Raw genomic sequence first — 22,824 nt, 5'->3', positions numbered from 1 at the left:
TTCGCAATGAAACTGGCATATAGGGAAAATAGTTTTATCGAGGAGGTTCTTTAATTGAAAATAGGCAGGAATAAAGCCCTCATAACCATGATGTGCTTACTTCTCACCATAGCTGGTTTTAGTGGAGGAACATCTTCGGCAGCAGAAAGCAAGCTTTCACAGAAAATATACGGGAGCCCAGAAGAGCTTCTATATCCGAATAATTACACTGTCGCTGTGTTTAACGGTACGGTCGGCAAGGAAGACGGGCGTAATGTACTTTATGCTACGGCGAAAGGAAAGCCGGGTTATTTGAATGTCATCGACCTGGATAATTACCAGCTGCTTCGAAGCATCCCGATCGCTCCATCGGAAAGCTCATGGGCACACACGATAGCCCCGGACGGGTCATTATACCTTGCTGCTGACGGAAGCGGAGCGAAGTTATGGAACTACTCACCTGTAACAAAAACCCCAGTGCTGGTTGCCGAATTTGCTGGACAATCCGTACCGAACAGCATTACAACGGATGAGCAGGGACGTGTTTACGTAGGCACTTATCCAGGAGGAAAAGTGTATCAGTACGATCCTGTCACCAAGCAAACGAAAGATTACGGCCGGATGATCGGTGCTTTAGACCAGGAATATGTTCGTTCGATTGCTTACCAGGGTGGACATATTTATGCAGGTACAGCTCATAAGCAAATTGTCAGGGTCAACCTTGAAACCGGCGAAAAAACAAATATTGCGGGTTCTCTCAATGTAAAAGAGGACACGGTATATGACTTAAGTACCATTGATGGCCGGTATTTGCTAGCTCGTTATACGGACGGCAGCGGGGTTCCGGGAGAAGGTTTTATCTACGATACTCAGACAGAAACTTGGCTCGACGTTGTATTGGATAATCTGGTTGGGCTCCATGCTACGGATTCATTGGATGGAAAATTGTATTTCCTGGCCGACAAGCAGTTGAAAACATTCGACTTGACGAGCCACCAGATAGAATCGACCGGCATGACATACGGAAGCGGGTTCCGGGGAGTGGATTGGGTTGAGTTTCCAAACAAGCCTGAGCTGCCCGGTAAGAATTTAGTAACCGTTCGTTATGATGGCGGCGTAACCATCATGAATATTGAGACAAAAAAGGTTCATACCTACCCTCCTATTATTCCTGGATTGCCAGGAGTCGTTAATCAACTAAGTGCGGTCTCCGAAACTCAGTTGATCGCAACGGGCTCGCAGGCGAGATCTTCTCTTGTCGATCTCGGGAGTAACACGACTAAGCCGTTCAATATTGGACAGGCGGACAGTGTATATACAGTAGGGAACAAAGTGTATTTGGGAGTTTATCCGGAAGGCGCGTTATACGAATACGATTTATCCGCGGAACCGAGCAGTACGAATCCGAAAAGTCTGGCAGTTCTGGGCAAACAGCAAGAACGGCTTGTAAATATTACGGGCGGCAATGACAAAATCTATATTTCGACAATTTCGGGTTATGGAGCTTTGGGAGGTTCTGTAACGGTATATGATCCTTCAACTGGGGAAACCCGTGTACATCGTAACGTTGTCGAAAACCAAAGCGTGTTAAGCACGACGTTCCATGATGGCAAGCTATTTGGCTCTACGACGATTCGCGGCGGCCTTGGCTCAGAGCCAACTGAAGCCGAAGCGAAAATTTTTGTTTGGGATACGGAAACGGAACAAAAGATTGCTGAATTCCCGCTTCGCATTCCAGGCTTGGATAAGCCGATCTTTATCGGAGATCTATCAGTAGGGCCTGACGGATTGATCTGGGGAGCTTCTTATGAGTTTATCTTCGCGATTGACCCGGATACATTTGAAGTTGTTAAAAGTAAGAAAATTCACCAGAAGCTGAATTTCAGTCATTGGGCTCACCATCCTCTCCGATGGTCTGAGGACGGACTGCTTTATGTCCTCTTCAATAACAAGCTGACCGTGATTGACCCGGAAACGCTGGAGTCACGTACACTGACCGATGCATCGCGCTTTGATTTAGGTCTGGACGGAAACATATATTTTACAGATGCACAGACGAATACGATTCTTTACCGAATCGAAGTGGACGGGGAAATCAAGGAGCCATTCCCGGACGTTTCGGTTCCTGTGAAAAACGCCGGCTTTGAAGGTGGCGGAAGTACGAATGCGATACCAGGATGGAGCCCGCTCTTTGCTACCGGTAATGGCTACACGTATGAGCTTAGCAGCGAGAGGAGCTTTACGGGCAGCTATAGCTTAAAGACGACAGATACGCTGCGGACAGCTTCTGTCGCCGTCATTAGCGACAGTATTCCTATAATTCCTGGAGAAGAATATGAAGCAGGAGTGAATTTGTACATTAAATCGGGTCAGCCAGGTTTTATGTTTCGCTTTTTTGATAAGAACAACGCTGTGATTTCGACACTGGAAACGCATTTAGACGAATCCCGGTTAGCACAATGGCAGCACGTGATTCTTAGAGGCAAGGCGCCTGCTAATGCGGCCTATGCAAAATTAATAGCCGTTACGTCGCGTTATAATATATCGGAAGCGTATTATGACGATTTCACTGTAAAATATAAGGATAAGGTTGTTCCTGTATCGCTCGCAAGCTTCGACCCAGCTCCAAACGAAAACGGCTGGATTAACAGCGACACTGTTATTTCGATTGCAGCAAACAATGCCTATTCGATCACGTATTCAGTGGAAGGCGCACAGGCTGTTGACCAAGTAACGGTAAAGGGAAATGCGGTTCAAGTACCAATAAGTCAGGAAGATGTAACGACGCTCACGTATTATGCTACGAACTATTCAGGTGTTCAAGAAGCACCACAGACGCTTGAAGTGAAAATCGACAAGACGGCCCCAGTTATTGAATTTACGGGTCAGCCGGAGTATTCCGTTTCAGAAACTGTCAAAATCAGCTGTACGGCGTCAGACCTCTTGTCTGGTTTGGCAGATGACCCGTGCTCAGGACCGTTAATAGAGCGCCCAGCCTACGAGCTTGAGCCAGGAAGCCATGACATTACCGTCACTGCTGAAGACAAAGCCGGCAATAAAGCAAACAAGACCTTTACCTTCCAGGTCACTGTGACGTACGAGGGGCTGGCTGAGCTTGCCCATCAGTTTGCAGGTGAGGATACCGGGCTTGCTCATGCATTAGCAAGTAAGCTTGAAAATGCACAAGACGCAGAGGAACAGGGAAATGCAAACGCAAACGCTGGAATGATTCAAGCATTTATCAACCAGGCAGAAGCTCAAAGCGGTAAGAAATTAACAGAGGAGCAAGCGCGAATTCTTAGCAAACTCGCAGGTTATTTATAAAAATGTATGTTTTAAGCCGAGCAGATTTCAGGTATAATATCCTGATTCTGGCTCGGCTTTTCTAGTTTATATTAATCTTATGAATCTAATGATGGGGTCGGATTTTTTCAAAAAAGAAGCGATCCAATTCTATTTGAATCGGACTGCTAGCTTGTCATGTAATTTGAGTTTTGCATTCGAACATTTCAAGCCGCCATACTATTGGCTTTCAATCACATTTCCTTCTGCCGGAATCGGATACTCTTTTAGCAACCGGGCAAAATGCAGTAAATTGTAAGCAGTTGTTTTTGCTTGCTGCATCGTAAAATCGTTCTCTTTCCCGTTTGCTTCTATAAAGGATGGACCAGGGCCCGCTTCCCCCACCCAATAGGTATCCACATTTGGAGGAATGGTAAACCCAATATGCGACAATGCGTAAATTAGATAGCTTGAGACGTTTTTCGCACCGTCTTCATTCCCGGTCACAACCGCTCCCCCCACTTTGTTGTAGTAAATGTACTGGCCTTTTTCGTTCGTAAGGCTGCTTCCGCCATACAATCTCTCTACAACCAAAGTGGCCAGACTGCTTTGTTCGCCAAGCCAAATCGGAGAGCCAATCAAAAGGATATCCGCCTGCTTTACTTTTTCAAAAATCTCTGGCCACTGATCCTTATCATTCACTGCCTCATGGGTAATGCCAAAGCCGATGGTATAATCAGCCATCCTGAGCACTTCCGTCTCTGCCCCGTTCTCGTCGAAAATCTTTACAATCTCGTTAATCAGCGCACGGGTATTGGATTGCTGCGTGCTGTCTTTCAAACTGCAATTCAAAACTAGCGCTTTAATGCTCATTGCTACATCTCCTTAAATCATGGTAATAGTTTTCTTTACCCTAAGGCCACTTTAAAAAACTAGGAATCTGGTTCGTTCGCGGCATATACTCGGTCACTGGTGCCTTTTTCATTATTGTTTTTCTGAGAGTTCGCTTTCCGTAACCCATTTATGATTTGTTACAGGTTCACTGCCATCAGTTGGTGTGAAATCAATCAAATAAACAGTAGTTTGTTGAGCCGAATCGATTGTTGCGGTCGCGCCTTTCATTCCTTTCATATGGACTGCCTCAAGTACAACTTCATCACCGGGTTTGTATGGTGATTCACTCGCGTTTTGAATTTCTTCATGCACGACCCATTTGTGGTCTTTTACTTCTTCTCCGCCGGTAGTCGGTGTGTAGGATACTATGTACACAGTGGTATCAAACGCACCTGCGATGGTTGCCTCGGCACCTTTCATCCCTTCCATATGTGCATCGGTAATAATGGCTTTGCTGCCAACCTCGAATTTAGGGTTTTCTGCTTCTTTCAAGCCTTCTGGTATTTCGCCTGATCCTGAATGATTCATATCGTGACCATTATGGCCACCGCTATTTTGTTCCTGTTCTTTTTCCTGTTCTTGTTCTGTTTCTGGGGCTGGATTTGCATTGTCAGTCCCGTTTCCCTGGTCATTATTGCCACATGCTGCTAAAAAAATGGACATTACCAGGGTAAGAAAAAAAAGAATGGTTTTTTTCACTATGAATACCTCCTAAATGTAGAGTTAACAATCATCTTATAGTAAAAATGTGCAGAATTTATGCAGTAAGATTCCTTTGTGTTTGAGAAAACTTTCACAAAATCATATGCCTGGTCTTAACAAAAGGATCGTAAAAAGGTTAGTGAATCCCCAAAGATTCACTAACCTTGAACAATACATAAAGTTAAGCGATTAGTTGTCGGCATGCTTCTGCACACTTGAAACAGGAATCCGCACATTTTTGGCAGTGCTCATGGTCGTGTTTCTTACATTCGTTTCCGCATGCTTCACATATTTTGGCACAAACTTCTGCCAGCTCCGCAACAAAAGGGGTTCCTCTTACAAGTGCCTGCTCTAAGTAAGCACATATATCCGCGCATTCCCTATCCAATCGGATGCACTCAGCCATCATTCCTACATGTTCCTCTTTCAGGCAAGCATCATAGCAGTGGTTACATGCAACCATACATTCGTGAAGCGATTGGATAACAGATTCATATTGTTCATGGGACATGATAAGATTCCTCCTTTTAAAGTTATTCTTGATTCTTATTCCCGTAGGATGGCATAGTAAACTTGCTTTTTACAATACCAGGGTAGGGTAATCAAAGTAGCCAAGAACTATACAGCTAAAGAAATAAAGGCAATTTATCATTTACCAATAGAGTGAAGGATGATTATTCTGGCTTCCTGATTTTCCCCGCTGTTTAGACTCTTATTCATACTTCTGCTTTGGCAGCAAAATAGCAGCTTGTAGTTGTACAGAGAAAACAGATTCAGGTGGATGTTGCAGTGGGAAAGAATAAGAATTGATGGAGACTACTAAGGTGGTCAGCTAACCCATCCTATGTAAAGAAACATTCAATGATAATGAAGGACTCGCCGTTATAAGCGCGGCCAGCCCTTTATTATTCAGACCATTTATAACCGACACCCCAAACAGTTAACAAGTAATCATCGACAGAAAATCCTGCTTTTCTCAACTTATCCCGGAGGTTCCTTACATGGGAATCGATTGTCCTGTCTTCCGTTACGACGGAATGGCCCCAGATTGTTGTTAACAAATGCTCGCGAGAGAACACTTTATTTGTATTTTGTAAAAATATACTGAGCAAACCGAATTCCTTTGGAGTTAATGATACTGCCTTGTCTTCAAAAGAGAGTTCAAAAGAATCTGGCTTTAGGACTAGCCCCTTAAATGACAACGTATCGTTTGAAGGACCTTTCCTTCTTAAAACAGCTTCGATTCGTGCAATCAGTTCCTCTTCATCGAACGGTTTTTGAATATAGTCGTCAGCGCCCAATTTGAGGCCTTTAACAATATCAGTTTTTTCGGTCCTTGCGGTCAGCATAAGGATTGGAATATCGGAGACCCGCCTAATTTCCCTGCACGTTTCCCATCCGTCCATCTCAGGCATCATGACATCAAGAAGGACCAGGTCAGCTCCTTCAGATTCCAAATAATCCAATGCAGCTAATGGAGACGTGAACTTCATGTACTTGTAGCCCTTCGGCTTTAAGTACAGGGAGATTAAATCAAGCATTCTCTCTTCATCATCGATTAAAACGACTTTTTTCAAGTTGGATTCCCCCCATTTGGCTGCCTAATACTACCTATTATAACTGTTTGTAACTTAGATAGATTTGGAGATTTTATGAAAGGCTCCTCCATCTGGACACAATCTATCTAGGTTTATAAACTATACTCCAAAAAGTGGATAGAGAAGGAAACTTGAATTCTCGGGTACACAAAAGCTCAGTAGTTGGCGCCGAGACAGAATAAAAGCTTTTGTTTAATACTTAATTCGTTGAAAGTTCACTTTCGGTTACCCATTTATGATTAGTTACTTTTACTCAACCGGTCATAAGTGTATAGGATGCTGTATAGACAGTTGTATCAAAGGCACCTGTTATGGTTGCTACAGCACCTTTCATCCCTTCCATATGGGCATCGGTTATAATGGCCTGGATCCCAACTTTTGAAGTCAGGATTTTGAGTTTCTTTTAAACCTTCGGCAATTTCGCCTGAACCTGAATGTTCCATTCCTTCAAGTCCTGCATGTTGCTCTGTTTCTTACCGTGTGTTCCTTTTTGTTTTGGCTGCTATCTGTCCCATTGGAACAGACGGCTAGAAACAGGGCAAGGGAGAACGTATGAAAAAAAGGGTAAATTTCTTGATGCTCACGGTGAATATCTCCATAATTTCAATTCATTTTAGAAGATATAATAAATATGTGCGGATTTTATGCAGTATGCTTCACAAAATGTTCAAAATTTACGTTAAAGCACTTTTGCAAAAAAATTAATACTTGCGAATTCCTGAGTGGAAACAATGGCTTGTATGTCCATATAATATTTTGAGGTGATATACGTGTGTGTACCTAATGACAGCATTGAACTAGGGATTCAAACCATCGTGCGCCAAATGATTCAGGATTCTGCCTATAGGATAACCGGCCTCGAAATCAATGGCGGAAGGGTTGTCTCAACTGCCGTAGTAAAACCAACCGATTTGATTACGAGCGTGTTACTCGTGGATAAAGCGGGAATATCGTATTCAGTGAAACCGGGTTTTCCTGGAATCCGATTTACTAGAGGGGAAATTACTTATGATGAATATGTAAGGTTGCAAAAAAGGGCAAATCAGCTTAGTTTCTGTTTATTTGGAGCTGCAGTCATCATATTGTTTGCTGCAGGAATCCTTTTATTGAAATTATATTTATAGAAAAAGGTTAGTAATCCTCTGTTGGGAATACTAACCTTTTTTGTTAAGCTTGCGGTTGATGGTATTCATGAAATTAACGTGAGATTACACAACCATTACCTTTTTCAATCCTGATTCTTGTTCAATCATTTCAATGAAAGGTTCCACGTATTGGGGATCAAATTGCTTTTCGGCACACGCCCTTAATTCTTCAATCGCTTCCTCGAAGGTTTTGGTCTTCTGGTAAGGCCTTTCGGTTGTCATTGCGTCGAACGAGTCAATAATGCAGAGAATTCGGGCCAGCTTCGGAATCGTTTTACCTTTAAGGCCGTATGGATAGCCATGGCCGTCATATCTCTCATGATGAAGCTCGACCAATGGAATAAGATCCTCCAGTTTTTTGTTGGTTGAGATGATTTCCTTGCCCCATGTTACATGCTTTTTCATGATTTCCCATTCATGGGGATCCAGCTTCCCTTTTTTATTAATAATATCCCTCGGAATCTCAAGCTTTCCGATATCGTGGAGAATTGCACCGAGGATAAGGGTTTTCCTGTCGTAATCGCTTAAATTCAGCTTCTTGGAAAAATCGACTGCGTATTGATAAACTCGCTTGCTGTGGCGGTATGTGTAAACATCCTTTGAAAGGAATATTTTCAGCTGCTGCTCTGCTTCCTCAAGATCTTTTTCAAGATTAAGAGACCGCTGAACAGAATAATCGGAATGCTCTTTAAACACCTGAACCAAATTTTTTCCCTGATTCTTTGCGGAATACATTGCTTGGTCGGCGTTATTTAAAAATTCCGAGGTGCTATATGTCTGCTTTTCCCATTCCGCTATCCCCGCGGAAAAGGATAAACAGCCATAAGGCAATGCCTCAACCCCTTTGAAAAAAGTATCGTTCGTCTTCTTCCTTAATTCGTTCATAAAACCGAACGCTAAATCCCTCGGTGTGTTTGGCATAATTATGGAAAACTCTTCGCCGCCATAACGGGCAACGATAAAGTTTTTGATTTTGGATTCAGATGCCAGCAGGGTGCCAAAATCCTTCAATAGCTGATCACCTTGGATATGGCCATATAAATCGTTGTATTTTTTAAAATCGTCAAGGTCAAGAAGGGCAATGCTTAGAGGGTGCTCTGTCTCTTTCACTAAAGAAACTTGTTCCTCAAGCAGCTCCTTGAAGTAGCCATGGTTATTTAACCCTGTTAAATAATCCTTATTGGCTTTGTCTGAAATTTGTTTATATAATTCAATGTGCTGTTTAAAGGCTACAGATAACAACAATGACATACTAATAAAAAGGAAAATTCCAAATATCTCTTGTGAATCTATTAAAATTACCAATACAAATGAGAGCAATAACGTGGTCATATAGGTGGGAAGTGTACCCTTAAGCATACCGTTTAATACTTCGCTAATGCTGTCAGAATTACCTAAAAGGAAATAAATTGCGATAAGCCCTACATTTAATACAAAATAGACACTTAAGGCAACAACGTATGGAAATAACGATGTAAATTGGTCGTTGCCAACGGATCCGCCAACAAATATAAAGAGATAATAGGCGCTTACAATCATAAAAGTATAAATGGAAAAATTAAAGACATGCTTCCACCATTCCATTTTTCGATAGGAGAACATATAAACTATTGAAAAGATTACTAATACAACGAGAGTCAATTCAAGGCCATACAAAAAAAGGCTTGCCAAGTATATGGACGAATCCATGGATAGCCGATTCCCCTCTGGAGGCAGTTCAATAGTAATATGATTAAACAGAAGTATGGAACCCGCAAGTGTAAATATCATAGGCCATTCAGAGGTAGCAAAGTGTCCGGAGCCGCTCATTAAAGCAAAGATTGTGATGCCGGATATGGAAACTAGAAGAAGGTATATGTCGGCGCGAGACTTAAGGAATTGCATGATACATCACTCTCATTTATAGAATAAAGGAGAAGTTATTGGTGAATAACTCCTCCCTTTCAATTTGGGTTATCATCCTAGCCTAAAGCCGGAAGTTAAAGCAACGATAACAGAACCAACAATAATTGCATTTAATAAAAGGTTTTTTACTTGTGCCTTGCTCATCTAGTTTCACCTCCTTCCATCGATAAGGAGTGATCTTGAACCTCGTTATCCTTGGAAGTAGGGACCATAAGATGCTGGATAAAAAGGAAGATCCCAATATTCATAATGACATCGCCAATGCTGATTACCTGGTCACGGGGATAGGGATTTGTCAACGGTATGATATCACCAAGGAATCCCAACCTTGTAGACTCATCCAAAATCATATGCTTTGCGTATAGGCTGTTTTTCATAACATCAACAAACGCCGGATCCAGGACAGCAGCAGTAGCTTCCATGGAAACAGGCATTCTGCCGCCATTCACAGCCATTACCAGGAAGTTTAGGAACACCCCTACAAAAATAACCATAAAACCGGTATGATGCCGATTGAGAAACAAAAACAGCAATCCCACAACATATACCAGCATATAGATATAAGCGCTTGCTTGCCCAAGAAAAGGTATCTTATTTTGTAGAACAAATACAATGATCTGTACTATTAATAACAGTGGAAAGATCCAGCCATATTTAAGTTTTAATTCAGCCAGGCCTTTTAAATTGCCTTTTCTAAGCAAGCCGACAATAAAGGAAATAATTATCCCGTCATATACCAATAAACTCTACCACCTAATTAAATTTGGCAAAAATGATTAAATTGTAAATATATCATAATAGTAAATTATAGACAAAAAATTGACAATCGTTTTTTGAAAAATTTGCAGTTTTTTAAATTATTTTGCAGATTGATGAGATTTCTTTGGGGTACGTATTGCCAAGGTACGCAAAAGCACAGAAGGACTAGTCAAGTTGCAAAAGTCTCATTTAGTCCTTCTGATGCCTGTATGTTCCTAAAGTGTTTCGGCGTGACCCCTATGTATTTTTTAAAAAGAAGAGTGTAGTAGCTTTGGTTGCAGTAGCCAAATAAATGGGCGATGTCACTTAGGGATAGTTTGGAATGCAGTAAAAAGTATTTCGATTCCTCCACCCTCCTGCGGTTAATGAACTCTGATATGGTTACCCCAACGGATTCCTTAAACACCTTCGAGAGATAGCTTGGCGTTACCCCGACATGGCCAGCAATTGTTTCAAGGGACAAGTCTTGAAAGATTTCCTGATTAATATAGGTGATTGCTTTGTTGATTATATTGTTGTAATAAGGGCGATTGGCTGATTTCAACGTATCGATGAATGAAGATACCATCTCATATTCAAGGGCACTAATGTCTGCCGGCGAACTTAGTTTTTCAATTTGCCGGATATAGACATCGCTAAGGTTGAATGCATCCTCGGGCAGGACACCGGCTTTAATGATGGAACGGGTAAACAGTGTACATGAACAAATCAGTGAATTTTTTAAAGAACGGACTGGATCATCGGCCAGCTTTGCCCGCTCGCTTGCATTGATCTGATCGAGGACGGCCTTTGCGTCTTCCTCGGCTCCACGCCCAATGCAGTCCATCAGCTGCTGCTCAAGGGCGTAGGAGGGATGGACAAAAAAGTTTTGTTTATTTTTCAGCCTGGTTTCAAAATATTGTTGAATAATCGCAGATTTCATAGATTGGTTTTGAATCATGGCATGTTTTCACCCTAAATAATTAATAAAAACTATAAAATAATAGTATAATTGTCAAATTCTTGTATATACAATCTAAGTATAAACCTTAAGGGGGTCAGTGTGACATGAAGAAAAAGAAAAGTTTTTTCACAAAAATGTTAGCGCTTTCTTTTGCGGCGAGCATTGCTTTAGCAGGCTGCAGCAGTGATGACAGCGGCAAGGAACCAACCAAAAAACCGGCGGGTGGAGATGCAAAGAATGAACCAGTTGTCCTTAAGTTTGCCGCTCAAAATGATAATACACCAGCCACACAGAAATTGTTAGATGCTTTTAACTCCAGCCAGGATAAGTACGAGATTCAATGGACCCAAATGACGAACGACTCTGCGCAAATGCATGACCAGCTGTTAAACTCGTTATCTAGCGGATCAAGTGAATACGATGTTCTATCCCTCGATGTAGTCTGGGCTGGCGAATTTGCCGGTGCAGGATACCTTGAGCCAATTGATGTGAGAATGAATGAAGCCGGACTGACAAAGACCAATTTCAACGCTGGGTCAATGGCTTCAGGAAATTACAAAGGAAAACAATATACGCTTCCTTTCTTCCCTGACCTGGGCCTTCTTTACTTCAGGAAGGATATCGTAAGCGCTGAAGATGCTGCAAAATTGGAAAGCGGCGGCTATACGTATGATGACCTGTATGCCATGGCTGAAAAATATACCGGCCAAAAAGAAACAAAGTTTGGATTCGTTTACCAGTCCAAGCAATACGAAGGCCTGACTGTTAACGTTACAGAGTTTTCCAAGTCTTACACAGATGTAAAAGGCGGACTTGAGGCGATGTACAAATTCACAAAGGCTCCTTTCTCGCCAAAGGATATTCTGAATTTCATGGAAGGCGAAACCCATACAAACTTTGAGCAAGGAAATGCCGTATTCTCACGTAACTGGCCATATGCTTTCGGACGTATTAATGGGCAGGAAGACGGAGTGAAAATCAAGGTTGACCAGGTTGGAATCGCTCCGCTGCCAAATGGCGGCTCTGTAGGCGGATGGCTGCTCAGCTTGAACAAAAACTCCAAGAATATCGATGGCGCCTGGGAATTTGTTAAGTTTGCCGCTGGAGAAGAAGGCCAAAAAATCATGAGCACAGAAGGCGGTTACCTGCCAGGCTTCAATGCTCTCCTAGAAAACGCGGATGTAAAAGGAAAGAATGTCATGCTTTCATATCCAGGCTTCCAAAAAGCCTTAACAACGACAATTGCCCGCCCGGTATCTCCTGAGTATTCCAAAGTATCGGATACAATCCAGGTACAGGCGCATAAATACCTGAGTTCCGGAACAGGGCTTGACGAAGCAGCGGCAGCCATTGAAGCAGCCGGTAAAGCCGAGTAAAGGATAAGAGGAGGAGGCTCTAATCACCATTAGAGCCTTTTTCTATAAAAATAAGTACTTGCCACTCTAGTCGAACGGCAATGCAAAACTGTACCTGGCTGATTGGTAACGTTTTAAGCTCTTCGGAGGGTCGAAATGTAGCCAATAGGTGCCATTGGTAACGTTTCAAGCTTTTCGGAAGGTCGAAATGTAACCAATAAGTTGTATTGAGGCTATCGCAGGCTATCCTTGCTAAATTCGGGCAAACTTGTCACTGCAGTACACTCAGTAGTACGACTTTATTGGACTGCACTTTATTACTACTTGGGCTTTAGGAATAGCCACTTTTCACTAGGAGTACTCAGAGATTCACTAGGCAACGTTGCAGGAAAACTAGTAGTACTCTGAGTAGTACTACAAATGACTACCTGTCTGGACTACACTTTATTACTAATCAAGCTTCAAGAATAGTTACTTCTCACTAGCAGTACTCAGAGACTCACTAGTCATTTTGACGAAAAAACTAGTAGTACTCTGAGTAGTACTATAAATGACTACTTTATCGAACCACACTTTATTACTAATTAAACTTCCGAAAATAGTTAATTGTTACTAAATAACGTTCAATGCAGTATTCAGCGATCAAAAGCGAAGCTCCCGATGATAAGGGAGTCCTGCCTCGAGGGAAGTTTCCCCTGTCGTAGAGCCGCTTTCGCTTTTTATACAGCCCATGAAAGGGTGATTCAATTGTGGAAAATGGGTTTTAAAGAATGGCTGTTTATTGTACCGACTATCATTTTTATAGCGATCTTCTCATTATGGCCGGTGTTCCAATCTCTAACGTATACGTTTTTTGATTATCGGCTGAATGACCAGCAAAAGGCCGGCCTTTATTTGAATGAACGGTTCAATGTCGACCTGTACAAAGAAACCTCGCTGTATGTGTCGATGTTCCTTGATGAAGATTTGCCAAATGTAGCGGATGCAGGAGACCAGCAGGAGATTCAAGGAATAAAGGAGCGGCTTGCTGAAACTGGCAAGCAGTTTGAAAGTGATAAAGGTGTTATAAAAATTAGCGAGGCTCAGAAGGACGAAATCTCTGCCCTTCACAAGGATACTAAGGAACTCGTCGACAGCCTGAATGGGAAGTATACACTCATTCATAAAGACGACCTGCCAGCCCTTGTTGGAGACATTCAGAATAGCATCATCCCGTCCAATTTTATTGGGCTGAAGGGATATGCGAAGGTATTTACGGATGACCGTGTCGGCAAGGCGCTTTGGAATACAACCCTTTTTACAGCCGTATCGGTGTTTATCGAACTTATTCTTGGGATTGGGCTTGCACTTATACTAAATAAAGCAATGGCTGGACAAGGGCTGGTCAGGACCACTTCTCTTATTCCCTGGGCGATCCCGACCGCAGTAGCAGCGTTGATGTGGAGCTATTTATACAACGGGAGCAGCGGGATTGTTGCCCATGTTTTTGAAAATATTGGCTTGATTGAGCAGTCCCAGGATTTGCTGCTGAGCGGCCCTGGCGCAATGGCTTCCAGTATCTTTGCGGATGTCTGGAAAACGACGCCGTATATGGCGCTACTCCTACTGGCGGGACTGCAAAACATACCGAAATCCTTGTATGAGGCCGGGGAAATTGATGGTGCAGGGAAAATCCAGTCGTTTTTCCGAATTACACTGCCGCTGTTAAAACCATCGATCCTGGTTGCGCTGCTTTTCAGGACGCTGGATGCGTTCCGAGTCTTTGACCTGATCTATGTCTTGACAGGTGGGGGACCGGGCGGAGATACGGAGACCCTATCAATCTATGCTTATAAAGTCATGTTTGGCCAAACCAACTTCGGCTATGGCTCGATCATTGTCATGCTTATGTTTGTATGTGTTGCGATTATCGCCATCCTGTTTGTCCGGTTCCTCGGTACGAATTTAATGGAGAAAAATTAAGGAGGGGAAAGAATGCAATCTTCAAAACGGAAATTATGGCTCACGCTTGGAGTATTCGTCGTATTGTATTTATTTGCGATGGTATTCCCGTTTTTCTGGGTATTCATCACCTCCTTTAAAACATCCGGGGAAATTTTCGGGACCGGTGCCTTTAATGTTATCCCGGAAAATCCAACTCTGAAAAACTATGTTCAGATCCTGTTTGAAAAGGGAATACTAAACTCTATAAAGAATAGTTTCATTGTTGCTACAGTAACGACCCTGTATGTCGTTGTGGTCGCTACGTTTTCTGCCTATGCGATTTCACGCTTTCATTTTAAAGGAAAAAATATTTTGCTCGGCTTGATTCTTGCGGTTTCGATGTTCCCGCAAATGATTATGACGGGTCCGGTTTATAATCTATTTTTGGATTTGGGGCTTCTAAACTCGTATGCTATTGTTTTGCCTTATTCGACGATTACCCTTCCGATGGCTGTCTGGATTCTGGTGACCCATTTTAACCAGATTCCGCTCGCCTTGGAGGAATCAGCAAAAATTGACGGCGCGACTACCTTTCAGACGCTTTATAAAGTCATTTTTCCGCTGGCGGCCCCCGGTGTATTTACCGTTGCAATTATTACGTTCATCGCTGCATGGAATGAATTTTTGCTGTCAATCACGTTAAACACGAATTCAGAATACCACACGGTTCCGGTTGCCATTTCATTCCTACGGACTCAGTTCGAAATCCTTTGGGGTGAAGTGTCGGCTGCAACTGTCATCGTTACGATCCCAACACTTATCATTGTCCTTTTTTTCCAAAAACAAATTGTGTCAGGACTGACAAGTGGCGGAGTGAAAGAATAGAGGTGCGTTTAAATGTCCTGGAAAATCAACTCGTATTCGCTGCAGGAAAACCAGCTTTTAAATGAAGAAAGCTTATTTTTCACGGGGAATGGTTACCTCGGGGTACGCGGGAATTTTGAGGAGGGTCTCCCTCCACAATTTACATCAATTCGCGGCACCTATATCAATGCGTTTCATGATATTGTGCCGATTGAGTATGGGGAGAAGCTGTACGGATTTCCGGAAACGCAGCAGAAATTGTTAAATGTTATTGATGCACAGACCATCCGTATAAAGCTTGGTGACGAAAGCTTCTCATTATTTGAAGGGTCGGCCATTTCGTATAGCCGGACGCTTCATTTGGATAAAGGGTATGCAGAAAGAAGTGTGCATTGGCGCTCGCCAGGCGGGAAAGAAGTGAGAATCAACTTCCTGCGGCTAGCATCTTTTAAGCATAAAGAGCTTTTTATCCAAAAGATTGTGATTGAACCTGTCAACTATCATGGCGAGATCACCATTGTTTCGACGGTTAATGGAGATGTTTCCAATTTTACTGATAAAAATGACCCGCGGGTTTCATCGGGGCATGCGAAACGCCTGAAGCTAAATGAGGCCTATCAGCAAGATGGCATTTCATATGTTGAAGTGGAAGCACTGGAGTCCAAGCTGAAAGCCTCCTGTGGGACGGTTCATTCTATTAACCAAGAGTCAGCCTGTGAAGGCCAAGTGAACGGGGGAAGTGTAGAGTCCTCGTTTAGTGGCGTATTAACTGAACCGATCGTTTTTGAGAAAAAGAACATCTATGTTGATACACTCAGGCATGGTGAGGAAATACGGGAAAAGGTTTCTGAGCTTGCTTCACAGCTGGAAGCTGTCGATTTTGAGGAGGCGCTCCGCGAGCAGATAGACTTCCTTAAAGAGTTCTGGTCGGATACAGACATTCAAATCGAGGGAGACCAGGGACTTCAGGAAGGGATTCGTTTTAACTTATTCCACCTCCTGCAATCTGCAGGGCAGGACAGGGTTTCCAATATAGCGGCCAAGGGTCTTTCCGGAGAAGGGTATGAGGGCCATTATTTCTGGGATACAGAGATTTACATGATTCCTGTTTTCTTGCTGTCCAACCCTGATATTGCAAAGCAGCTGCTATTGTATCGATATTCGATTTTGGACGGAGCGCGGGAGCATGCAAAAATCATGGGCCATAAAAAAGGCGCTCTTTATCCTTGGCGGACGATTTCGGGTTCGGAATGCTCGTCCTATTTCCCTTCCGGCTCGGCGCAATACCATATTAGTGCAGACATCGCCTACAGCTTTATCCAATATTATCTCATCACCGGGGACATTGAATTTTTAAAAGAGTATGGCGCCGAGGTTCTGTTTGAGACGGCAAGAATATGGGTTGAAGCCGGCCACTTCAAGGATGGCCAGTTCAGGATTGATGCCGTAACCGGACCGGACGAGTATACATGTGTCGTCAACAATAACTACTATACAAATGTGATAGCAAAGCATAATCTAAAATGGGCATTCAACACGTTTAAACTTTTAAGTAAAGAAGAGCCTGGCCTTGTTGAGGTGTGGAATAAGTCTCTTGGGATTGAAATGGAAGAAGTGGAAGAATGGAAGACGGCTGCGGAGCAAATGTATCTTCCTTACGACCCGGAGCTGAACATAAATCCCCAGGATGATTCATTTTTGAATAAACAGAAGTGGGATCTGCAGGCTACACCAAAAGAGAAATTTCCACTATTGCTGAATTATCATCCGTTGACATTGTACCGGTACCAAGTATGCAAGCAGGCGGATACGATTCTTGCCCATTTCTTGCTCGAGGACGAACAGGATTCTGAAACGATGAAAAATTCGTATGATTACTATGAAACCATTACGACACACGACTCCTCTCTTTCTTCCTGTGTGTTCAGTATAATGGCTGCCAAGCATGGCTATAAGGAGAAGGCGTATGATTACTTTATCGAAACAGCGCGCCTTGATTTGGACAACACACACGGAAATACAAAGGACGGGCTCCATATGGCCAATATGGGCGGCACATGGATGGCGATCATCTTTGGGTTTGCCGGGTTAAGAATCAAGGAAGACGGGCTCTCCCTGAACCCTGTGCTTCCGGAACAGTGGAAAAGCTATTCCTTCCCGCTCCGCTATCGGGGAAGGAAGCTTCTCATATCGATTACGAAAGAGAATACAAAAGTTGAGCTTGTTTCAGGCGGGGATATTGAAATAAAACTTTCCGAAAAACCATATGTTCTGGTTCAAGGAGAAAGCACTATTGTAAAAAGGTAATCTTATTTAAACGGAAAAGCAGTCCAGTTTTTATTAAATTGGACTGTTTCTAGCATAGAGATAGCCGTCGCAATTTCAAATTCACAAAATCCTTCATATACAAATAATAAGGCATTCTTTTTAGTCACAATCCTACCCCCTACACTCATTGGATTATTATTCGAACTCAGAAAAAATATGAGACTTAAAAATTTTCAGGAGAATTAGGAAGGGTTACTGGCCGTGTATGTTGAAATTTAGGGGAGTTTCATAACATATAGTTATGTACTATCTCGATAGAAAATACCCCGTGTATATCAGAGGCAGGATTGACGGTAGTTCCTGACCTAACAATAAGAGAAGTTTCAAATGATGATTATGATGTTTTGATAATCCCTGGTGGTGATTTAAAGCCAATCGCACAGAAAGAGGAGTTATTTAGCTGGGTTAAAAATTTTGTTGGCGAAGGCAAGATAGCTGCAGCCATTGCAGTGGCGTATTTGTGTTGGCCAAGGCTGACGTCCTGCACGATGTTCCGTATACCGTAACCTTATCAAAGGAACAAAGAGACTTTTTAGGTTGTTTTGATGAAGAGCATTATTGTTACAAACCATTTGTTCTTTATAACAATATTCTCACGGCACAGGGCCACGCTTATGTGGATTTTGTTATTCAATTGAATCAAATGATTGGAGAAGTCGCCCCAGAGTCAATAGATTTTTATAAAGGAAAAAGGAATAACCTCATGGAGACGTAAAAAGCCTGGTCACTAGTGGGCTCAATGTTTTTTGGCAATAGTTTACATTTTGGTCTATATTCTAATTTAAATACGAAGGAATAGGGTATGACATTATCCTATTCTATTTTCATTGAACAGGTATCCAAATTTCCATTTCATATTCATGGCTTTCTTCTTTACCAACCATAGCAGTCTTTACAATTTCAATTTCAGGCATTCCCTCTTTTATGGTGTACCCTTCCTCATCGAAAATTCTCCACAATTCCCCGTAAGTATTTGGGATGTTATTGGAGGGGCCGATATGTGTAAATACAACATATTTTTGTTCAGGGAAGGTATGTAGAGTCATTCCTTTCCCAATTTTGAAGTAGTCAACGGATTCAATTTCGATTCCACATGTATAAAAGTAGTGATCACTTCTTGGCGGCAGGCATACCCCGACTATCTGGTCCACATTGTTTTCGGTAAATTTACTACCCAAGGCCCATAATTGTGGAATTGGATAAACAATCCCATCATTCCACTTTCCGGCTGCACTATAACCTACAATTACAAACGAACCTTTAATAGCTTCTTTGAATAGCATAAAATTCCCCTCAATCCCCACTTGATATAGTCCAGTATAGTAGAACACTTAGAGAGTTGGCTTATCATTTCTTGCTCTTTTTCATTACAGATACGTAATAAAAGTAATTGGAATTCCGAGTCAACACAAAAAGAAACAGTCCAACCAAATGTGGATTGGACTGCCAGTTAGTTACAGTTAGTTTTGAAAATTGGGAACCCCGTAGTTTTTCTCACTCACTTAATATTCTTCAATTGTATGTGTGTGCTCGAACCTGATCGCGGCCTCAAGCGTCTGGGAAACGGGGCAGGCGCGCTCAAAGACCGATAACGCACGCTCGGCAGCCGAACGTGTGCCGGCTGGTATTTTTAGGTGGTAGTGAACACTGATTTTGGTGATTTTCAGAATGCCGTCGACATTTTTAATCGTTCCTGTCACGTCGGCACTGACTTTGTCGGGTACTGCGGGAATTTTACGCGCCTCCAGCGCGCCAGATAAGGTCCCGACCAGTCAGCCGCCAGCCGCGGCAACAATATGATCAAGGGTTGACGGATATTCTGTTTCGGGTGTTGCCCCGTAAAACTTCTTTACGCCGCTATGGACTCCAAACCGGATAGGCTCAGCGAAATCGCCGATGTACGCTTCCTTAACCTTATCCTGAACACTAACCTGATTAATTTTAATCCTCGTTAACTCAATTGGTTCACCCATTAGTAGGCCTCCTATCATTTGGTAAGTCGTATGTTCATGATACCAAAAAGTTCCTTAGGTTGCTTTGTGCAGGATTTTGGCGTGCAGAATGGAGAGTGCCGCTAGGAGCGTAGGCCCATTTTTCCCATAAAAAAGTTCACAATTTAGCATCTTTACAGGAGTGGTTGGCGGGAGTATAGTAAGTGCAGTTTCAAATTCCTGAATCGCTGAAACCATTTGGTGCGGGGGACCCACTCGTAATTTGGGGTGAATCCTTTTTAAAGGTAGGGCAACTCATGCGCCCGAATCCGGCAGCTAACCTCGTAAGCGTTACTGGTAAGGAAGATGAAGCTTGCCGGACTGATTCCAACATGTCCGCAAGTCTATTTCTTGTGGCTTGCGGGCATTTTTTTATCCTTTATTGCGGAAAAAGGCAAAAGGCAAATCTCTTCTTGAAACAAATTCATTAGTGGAGATGACCAGCGGTGAAATCACCTATTAAGCGGTTTTTGATTGGTCGGCCTTTGAAATCAATTGAGCTTGGGGAGCAGAGGCTAAGTAAGAGGAAGGCACTTGCGATCCTTTCTTCCGATGCAATGTCGTCAGTCGCGTACGGCCCGGAACAAATTCTGCTCGTCCTTGTAACGATTGGTGCCGCGGCATTTTGGTATTCGCTGCCCATAGCGCTCGGCGTCCTGGTGCTGCTTCTTGCACTTATCCTTTCGTATCGGCAAATTATCTATGCCTATCCGCATGGCGGAGGCGCTTATATTGTCTCTAGGGAAAATTTGGGGACCAACTACGGGCTGATTGCGGGAGGCTCGCTGCTGGTCGACTACATTTTAACGGTGTCGGTTAGCGTATCTGCGGGTACAGATGCGATTACTTCGGCATTCCCGGCCTTGCATAAACATAATGTCGGAATTGCGATTGTATTTGTTATCGTTATCACAATCCTGAACCTTAGAGGCTTAACTGAATCGGCATCTGTACTTGCCTACCCGGTTTATTTATTTGTGATGGCACTGTTCATCCTGATTGGTGCTGGAATTTTCAAAGTTGCAACCGGGCAGGTCCCGCCGGAGCTGAGTGCACCAATTGGAACACCGGTTGCCGGCATTTCGCTGTTCCTGCTGCTTCGTGCATTCGCTTCTGGAAGCTCGGCGCTGACTGGGATCGAAGCCATTTCAAACGCAATCCCAACCTTTAAGGACCCGGCACCGAGAAATGCGGCAAAAACGCTGGCAGCTATGGGAACTTTACTGGCAATTTTGTTTACCGGGATTGTCCTGCTCGGCTATTTTTACGGAATTAATCCTAAAGCGGAGGAGACAGTTGTTTCGCAAATTGCTTCCTCTGTATTTGGCCGATACTGGTTGTATTTCTTCATCCAGTTCACAACTGCACTAATCTTGATTTTGGCTGCAAACACTGGATATTCTGCATTCCCTTTGCTGGCGGTCAATCTTGCAAAAGATAAATTCATTCCAAGGATGTTCACGATTCGCGGGGACCGGCTTGGTTATTCAAACGGGATCATTTTCCTTGGGCTTGCATCGATTTTGTTGATTGTTGTGTTCAGAGGACATACGGAAAATCTGATTCCACTTTACGCGGTCGGGGTGTTCATTCCGTTCACGCTCTCACAGACCGGAATGATTTTGAAGTGGCTCCGGGAAAAACCAGCCGGCTGGAAGGTGAAGCTTGCAGTTAACGCGACTGGAGCGGTTATTTCCTTACTTGTTACAGTCATGTTCTTTTTGACAAAGTTTGCCCAGGTATGGTCTGTGCTTGTGTTCCTGCCGCTGATCATCTTTGTGTTCCGCCGGATTCATAAACACTATTACGAAGTTGCCGATCAATTAAGAGTGGCTTCATCCGAGCCTGCGATGGAGGTTGCCGGGAATGTCATCATTATTCCGGTAGCTGGAATCACGCATGTGGTAGAGAACTCCCTGAATTATGCAAAATCACTAAAAGCGGATAAGCTAATCGCAGTCTATGTTTCCTTCGATAAGGAGGAGCAGAAGCGCTTCGAAGAGAAATGGAAACAATGGCAGCCGGATGTACGTATGGTCACGCTGTACTCGCCGTACCGGAGCATCATCCAGCCGCTTACCAAATTTGTTGATATCATCGAACACAAGGCGGCGGAATCCAACTACAAAGTAACAGTCATCATCCCGCAATTTATACCAAAAAAGGGCTGGCACAACATTTTACACAACCAATCCAGCCTATTGATCCGTGCCTACCTCCTATACAAGCGAGACATCATCATCACCACCGTCCCCTATCACCTCAAAAAATAAAGGAGGGACGGTTCTCCTTTGCGCAGCGGTCCCTTTGAAGAGGGACCGTTCTTAGTTTTTCAAAAGGGATCCGTTGTTTGGAGATGATCCGTTTAGCGCTGTTATGGGCAATTACACAAACGATATATGAGAGAGTTGAACTTGGGGGCCGTGATCAAGGATATTTGGCCTTTCTGGCAGTGTCAAAATATATCTGGACGCACTGCTCAAGGACATTTCCACATTTTCATGACGCCGTTTTGTCCTTGATTACCCAAGCCTTTTTTCTTTTTAAATTATTAGTAGAGCGTCTTAGCCAGTTCGGCAAGCTTAACCGTTGTCCGCCAGTTCCGCAGTGTCGCATGGACGCCGAGTTTCATGACTTGTGTTGCCAGCTTGGAAGTATGAAAGTTTTTCCGCAGCAGTAAGTAGATGTTCTTCCCCATTAGCACAAATTCCTCGTTTTCCGAACAGTATCTCTCAAGGCGGTTTACTGCTTCCAAAGAAGGAATATCCGATAGGAAGACAACATGAACCAGCTCCCCTTCAGCTAGGGTTTCCGGCGGGTAGGGACAATTGGCAATGACGGAAACTAGCTCCTCGGCTGTCCGGATGACGACTGGGACTTCTAGGCCGAACCTTACCGAAATAGCTTTTTCAATTTGTAAAGCAAGCTCCGCAGCATCGTCCTCTACAAAAAATAACACATTGCCGCTTTGAATATATGTTTTTACTTTTTCAAATCCCAGATCTTCAAATAAAGCCCTCAGTTCGGCCATTTTGATAATATTATGGCCACTCGCATTGATGCCGCGTAACAAAGCAATATATGTCAATTCCGACCACTCCTATTTTTATTTTTCATATTACCAAAAATATCACATAAACAGAAATAAATGGTAAT

At 43.2% G+C, this 22,824-nt stretch carries 22 protein-coding genes and 1 riboswitch; of the genes, 9 read left to right on the top strand and 13 right to left on the bottom strand.

What is annotated here, in order from left to right:
• Window positions 1-54: 54 nt before the first annotated feature.
• Window positions 55-3,303, top strand: coding sequence for a hypothetical protein (locus A8F94_RS11705; protein WP_066200076.1), 3,249 nt, complete (start codon window positions 55-57; stop codon window positions 3,301-3,303).
• A gap of 198 nt (window positions 3,304-3,501) precedes the next feature.
• Here the strand turns inward: A8F94_RS11705 and A8F94_RS11700 are convergent, their stop codons facing one another.
• The 5 genes from A8F94_RS11700 to A8F94_RS26655 form a co-directional block, all read right to left on the bottom strand.
• Complete coding sequence (locus tag A8F94_RS11700; protein WP_066200073.1) at window positions 3,502-4,134, bottom strand: flavodoxin family protein; 633 nt, start codon at window positions 4,132-4,134, stop codon at window positions 3,502-3,504.
• A gap of 111 nt (window positions 4,135-4,245) precedes the next feature.
• On the bottom strand, window positions 4,246-4,857 hold the full coding sequence (locus A8F94_RS11695; RefSeq protein WP_254660848.1) for a YdhK family protein: 612 nt from the start codon (window positions 4,855-4,857) through the stop codon (window positions 4,246-4,248).
• 181 nt (window positions 4,858-5,038) lie between these two features.
• Window positions 5,039-5,368, bottom strand: a complete 330-nt coding sequence (locus A8F94_RS11690; protein ID WP_066200070.1) for a four-helix bundle copper-binding protein — start codon at window positions 5,366-5,368, stop codon at window positions 5,039-5,041.
• A 394-nt stretch (window positions 5,369-5,762) separates the two neighbouring features.
• A complete protein-coding gene (locus A8F94_RS11685; protein WP_066200066.1) occupies window positions 5,763-6,434 on the bottom strand; it encodes a response regulator transcription factor in 672 nt (223 codons plus the stop codon).
• A gap of 274 nt (window positions 6,435-6,708) precedes the next feature.
• A complete protein-coding gene (locus A8F94_RS26655; protein WP_441294192.1) occupies window positions 6,709-6,789 on the bottom strand; it encodes a DUF1541 domain-containing protein in 81 nt (26 codons plus the stop codon).
• A 436-nt stretch (window positions 6,790-7,225) separates the two neighbouring features.
• Here A8F94_RS26655 and A8F94_RS11680 point away from each other — a divergent pair, with 436 nt between their 5' ends.
• A complete protein-coding gene (locus tag A8F94_RS11680; RefSeq protein WP_066200063.1) occupies window positions 7,226-7,579 on the top strand; it encodes a hypothetical protein in 354 nt (117 codons plus the stop codon).
• A gap of 84 nt (window positions 7,580-7,663) precedes the next feature.
• On the opposite strand, the gene A8F94_RS11675 is transcribed toward A8F94_RS11680, so the two are convergent.
• The 3 genes from A8F94_RS11675 to A8F94_RS11665 all read right to left on the bottom strand — a co-directional run bounded on the left by A8F94_RS11675 (window position 7,664) and on the right by A8F94_RS11665 (window position 11,204).
• The gene (locus A8F94_RS11675) at window positions 7,664-9,484 is read right to left on the bottom strand and encodes a bifunctional diguanylate cyclase/phosphohydrolase (RefSeq protein WP_066200060.1); all 1,821 of its coding nucleotides are present in this window, start codon (window positions 9,482-9,484) and stop codon (window positions 7,664-7,666) included.
• 161 nt (window positions 9,485-9,645) lie between these two features.
• Window positions 9,646-10,245: a DUF5317 domain-containing protein gene (locus A8F94_RS11670; protein ID WP_066200057.1), complete on the bottom strand. Its 600-nt coding sequence runs from the start codon at window positions 10,243-10,245 to the stop codon at window positions 9,646-9,648.
• Window positions 10,246-10,433: 188 nt separating this feature from the next.
• Window positions 10,434-11,204: a helix-turn-helix domain-containing protein gene (locus tag A8F94_RS11665; RefSeq protein ID WP_077247674.1), complete on the bottom strand. Its 771-nt coding sequence runs from the start codon at window positions 11,202-11,204 to the stop codon at window positions 10,434-10,436.
• 107 nt (window positions 11,205-11,311) lie between these two features.
• Between A8F94_RS11665 and A8F94_RS11660 the strand changes: the two genes are divergently transcribed.
• The 4 genes from A8F94_RS11660 to A8F94_RS11645 all read left to right on the top strand — a co-directional run bounded on the left by A8F94_RS11660 (window position 11,312) and on the right by A8F94_RS11645 (window position 17,656).
• A complete protein-coding gene (locus tag A8F94_RS11660; protein WP_066200054.1) occupies window positions 11,312-12,583 on the top strand; it encodes an extracellular solute-binding protein in 1,272 nt (423 codons plus the stop codon).
• A 726-nt stretch (window positions 12,584-13,309) separates the two neighbouring features.
• On the top strand, window positions 13,310-14,524 hold the full coding sequence (locus A8F94_RS11655) for a carbohydrate ABC transporter permease (RefSeq protein ID WP_066200052.1): 1,215 nt from the start codon (window positions 13,310-13,312) through the stop codon (window positions 14,522-14,524).
• 12 nt (window positions 14,525-14,536) lie between these two features.
• The gene (locus tag A8F94_RS11650) at window positions 14,537-15,370 is read left to right on the top strand and encodes a carbohydrate ABC transporter permease (protein ID WP_066200049.1); all 834 of its coding nucleotides are present in this window, start codon (window positions 14,537-14,539) and stop codon (window positions 15,368-15,370) included.
• A 12-nt stretch (window positions 15,371-15,382) separates the two neighbouring features.
• Entirely contained in the window at window positions 15,383-17,656 is a 2,274-nt protein-coding gene (locus A8F94_RS11645) for a glycoside hydrolase family 65 protein (RefSeq protein ID WP_066200046.1), read from the top strand.
• Window positions 17,657-17,658: 2 nt separating this feature from the next.
• Here the strand turns inward: A8F94_RS11645 and A8F94_RS26380 are convergent, their stop codons facing one another.
• Window positions 17,659-17,784, bottom strand: a complete 126-nt coding sequence (locus A8F94_RS26380; RefSeq protein WP_302621310.1) for a hypothetical protein — start codon at window positions 17,782-17,784, stop codon at window positions 17,659-17,661.
• A 141-nt stretch (window positions 17,785-17,925) separates the two neighbouring features.
• Between A8F94_RS26380 and A8F94_RS26555 the strand changes: the two genes are divergently transcribed.
• Both A8F94_RS26555 and A8F94_RS25395 read left to right on the top strand, forming a co-directional pair.
• The gene (locus A8F94_RS26555; protein ID WP_077247673.1) at window positions 17,926-18,183 is read left to right on the top strand and encodes a DJ-1/PfpI family protein; all 258 of its coding nucleotides are present in this window, start codon (window positions 17,926-17,928) and stop codon (window positions 18,181-18,183) included.
• Window positions 18,141-18,392, top strand: coding sequence for a hypothetical protein (locus A8F94_RS25395; protein WP_139070076.1), 252 nt, complete (start codon window positions 18,141-18,143; stop codon window positions 18,390-18,392). The genes A8F94_RS26555 and A8F94_RS25395 overlap by 43 nt, the downstream gene beginning before the upstream one ends.
• A gap of 109 nt (window positions 18,393-18,501) precedes the next feature.
• Here the strand turns inward: A8F94_RS25395 and A8F94_RS11635 are convergent, their stop codons facing one another.
• From A8F94_RS11635 to A8F94_RS11630, 3 genes are all read right to left on the bottom strand, one after another.
• Window positions 18,502-18,960: a GyrI-like domain-containing protein gene (locus tag A8F94_RS11635; RefSeq protein WP_066200044.1), complete on the bottom strand. Its 459-nt coding sequence runs from the start codon at window positions 18,958-18,960 to the stop codon at window positions 18,502-18,504.
• Window positions 18,961-19,179: 219 nt separating this feature from the next.
• Entirely contained in the window at window positions 19,180-19,449 is a 270-nt protein-coding gene (locus A8F94_RS26550; RefSeq protein ID WP_077247672.1) for an OsmC family protein, read from the bottom strand.
• Window positions 19,450-19,650, bottom strand: a complete 201-nt coding sequence (locus tag A8F94_RS11630) for a hypothetical protein (protein ID WP_066200042.1) — start codon at window positions 19,648-19,650, stop codon at window positions 19,450-19,452. It abuts the gene before it with no gap.
• Between the two features lie 194 nt (window positions 19,651-19,844).
• Window positions 19,845-19,974: riboswitch (cyclic di-AMP (ydaO/yuaA leader) on the top strand.
• A gap of 140 nt (window positions 19,975-20,114) precedes the next feature.
• Here A8F94_RS11630 and A8F94_RS11620 point away from each other — a divergent pair.
• On the top strand, window positions 20,115-21,941 hold the full coding sequence (locus tag A8F94_RS11620) for an APC family permease (protein ID WP_066200036.1): 1,827 nt from the start codon (window positions 20,115-20,117) through the stop codon (window positions 21,939-21,941).
• A 278-nt stretch (window positions 21,942-22,219) separates the two neighbouring features.
• On the opposite strand, the gene A8F94_RS11615 is transcribed toward A8F94_RS11620, so the two are convergent.
• Window positions 22,220-22,756: a DUF1697 domain-containing protein gene (locus A8F94_RS11615; protein WP_077247671.1), complete on the bottom strand. Its 537-nt coding sequence runs from the start codon at window positions 22,754-22,756 to the stop codon at window positions 22,220-22,222.
• Between the last annotated feature and the right edge of the window lie 68 nt (window positions 22,757-22,824).

The sequence above is a fragment of the Bacillus sp. FJAT-27225 genome, assembly GCF_001685025.1.
Taxonomy (GTDB): Bacteria; Bacillota; Bacilli; order Bacillales; family Cytobacillaceae; genus Bacillus_D.
Note: the sequence above shows the minus strand (reverse complement) of the source record. Positions and strands in the feature narration are given on the sequence as shown.

What these genes read in the sequence shown, in the direction of transcription:
- A8F94_RS11650 (WP_066200049.1), top strand. Translation starts at nt 14,537, where the DNA reads ATGCAATCTTCAAAACGGAAATTATGGCTCACGCTTGGAGTATTCGTC.
- A8F94_RS26655 (WP_441294192.1), bottom strand. Translation starts at nt 6,789, where the DNA reads ATGAAAGGTGCTGTAGCAACCATAACAGGTGCCTTTGATACAACTGTC.
- A8F94_RS11645 (WP_066200046.1), top strand. Translation starts at nt 15,383, where the DNA reads ATGTCCTGGAAAATCAACTCGTATTCGCTGCAGGAAAACCAGCTTTTA.
- A8F94_RS11675 (WP_066200060.1), bottom strand. Translation starts at nt 9,484, where the DNA reads ATGCAATTCCTTAAGTCTCGCGCCGACATATACCTTCTTCTAGTTTCC.
- A8F94_RS11635 (WP_066200044.1), bottom strand. Translation starts at nt 18,960, where the DNA reads ATGCTATTCAAAGAAGCTATTAAAGGTTCGTTTGTAATTGTAGGTTAT.
- A8F94_RS11665 (WP_077247674.1), bottom strand. Translation starts at nt 11,204, where the DNA reads ATGATTCAAAACCAATCTATGAAATCTGCGATTATTCAACAATATTTT.
- A8F94_RS11700 (WP_066200073.1), bottom strand. Translation starts at nt 4,134, where the DNA reads ATGAGCATTAAAGCGCTAGTTTTGAATTGCAGTTTGAAAGACAGCACG.
- A8F94_RS11690 (WP_066200070.1), bottom strand. Translation starts at nt 5,368, where the DNA reads ATGTCCCATGAACAATATGAATCTGTTATCCAATCGCTTCACGAATGT.
- A8F94_RS11660 (WP_066200054.1), top strand. Translation starts at nt 11,312, where the DNA reads ATGAAGAAAAAGAAAAGTTTTTTCACAAAAATGTTAGCGCTTTCTTTT.
- A8F94_RS11630 (WP_066200042.1), bottom strand. Translation starts at nt 19,650, where the DNA reads ATGGGTGAACCAATTGAGTTAACGAGGATTAAAATTAATCAGGTTAGT.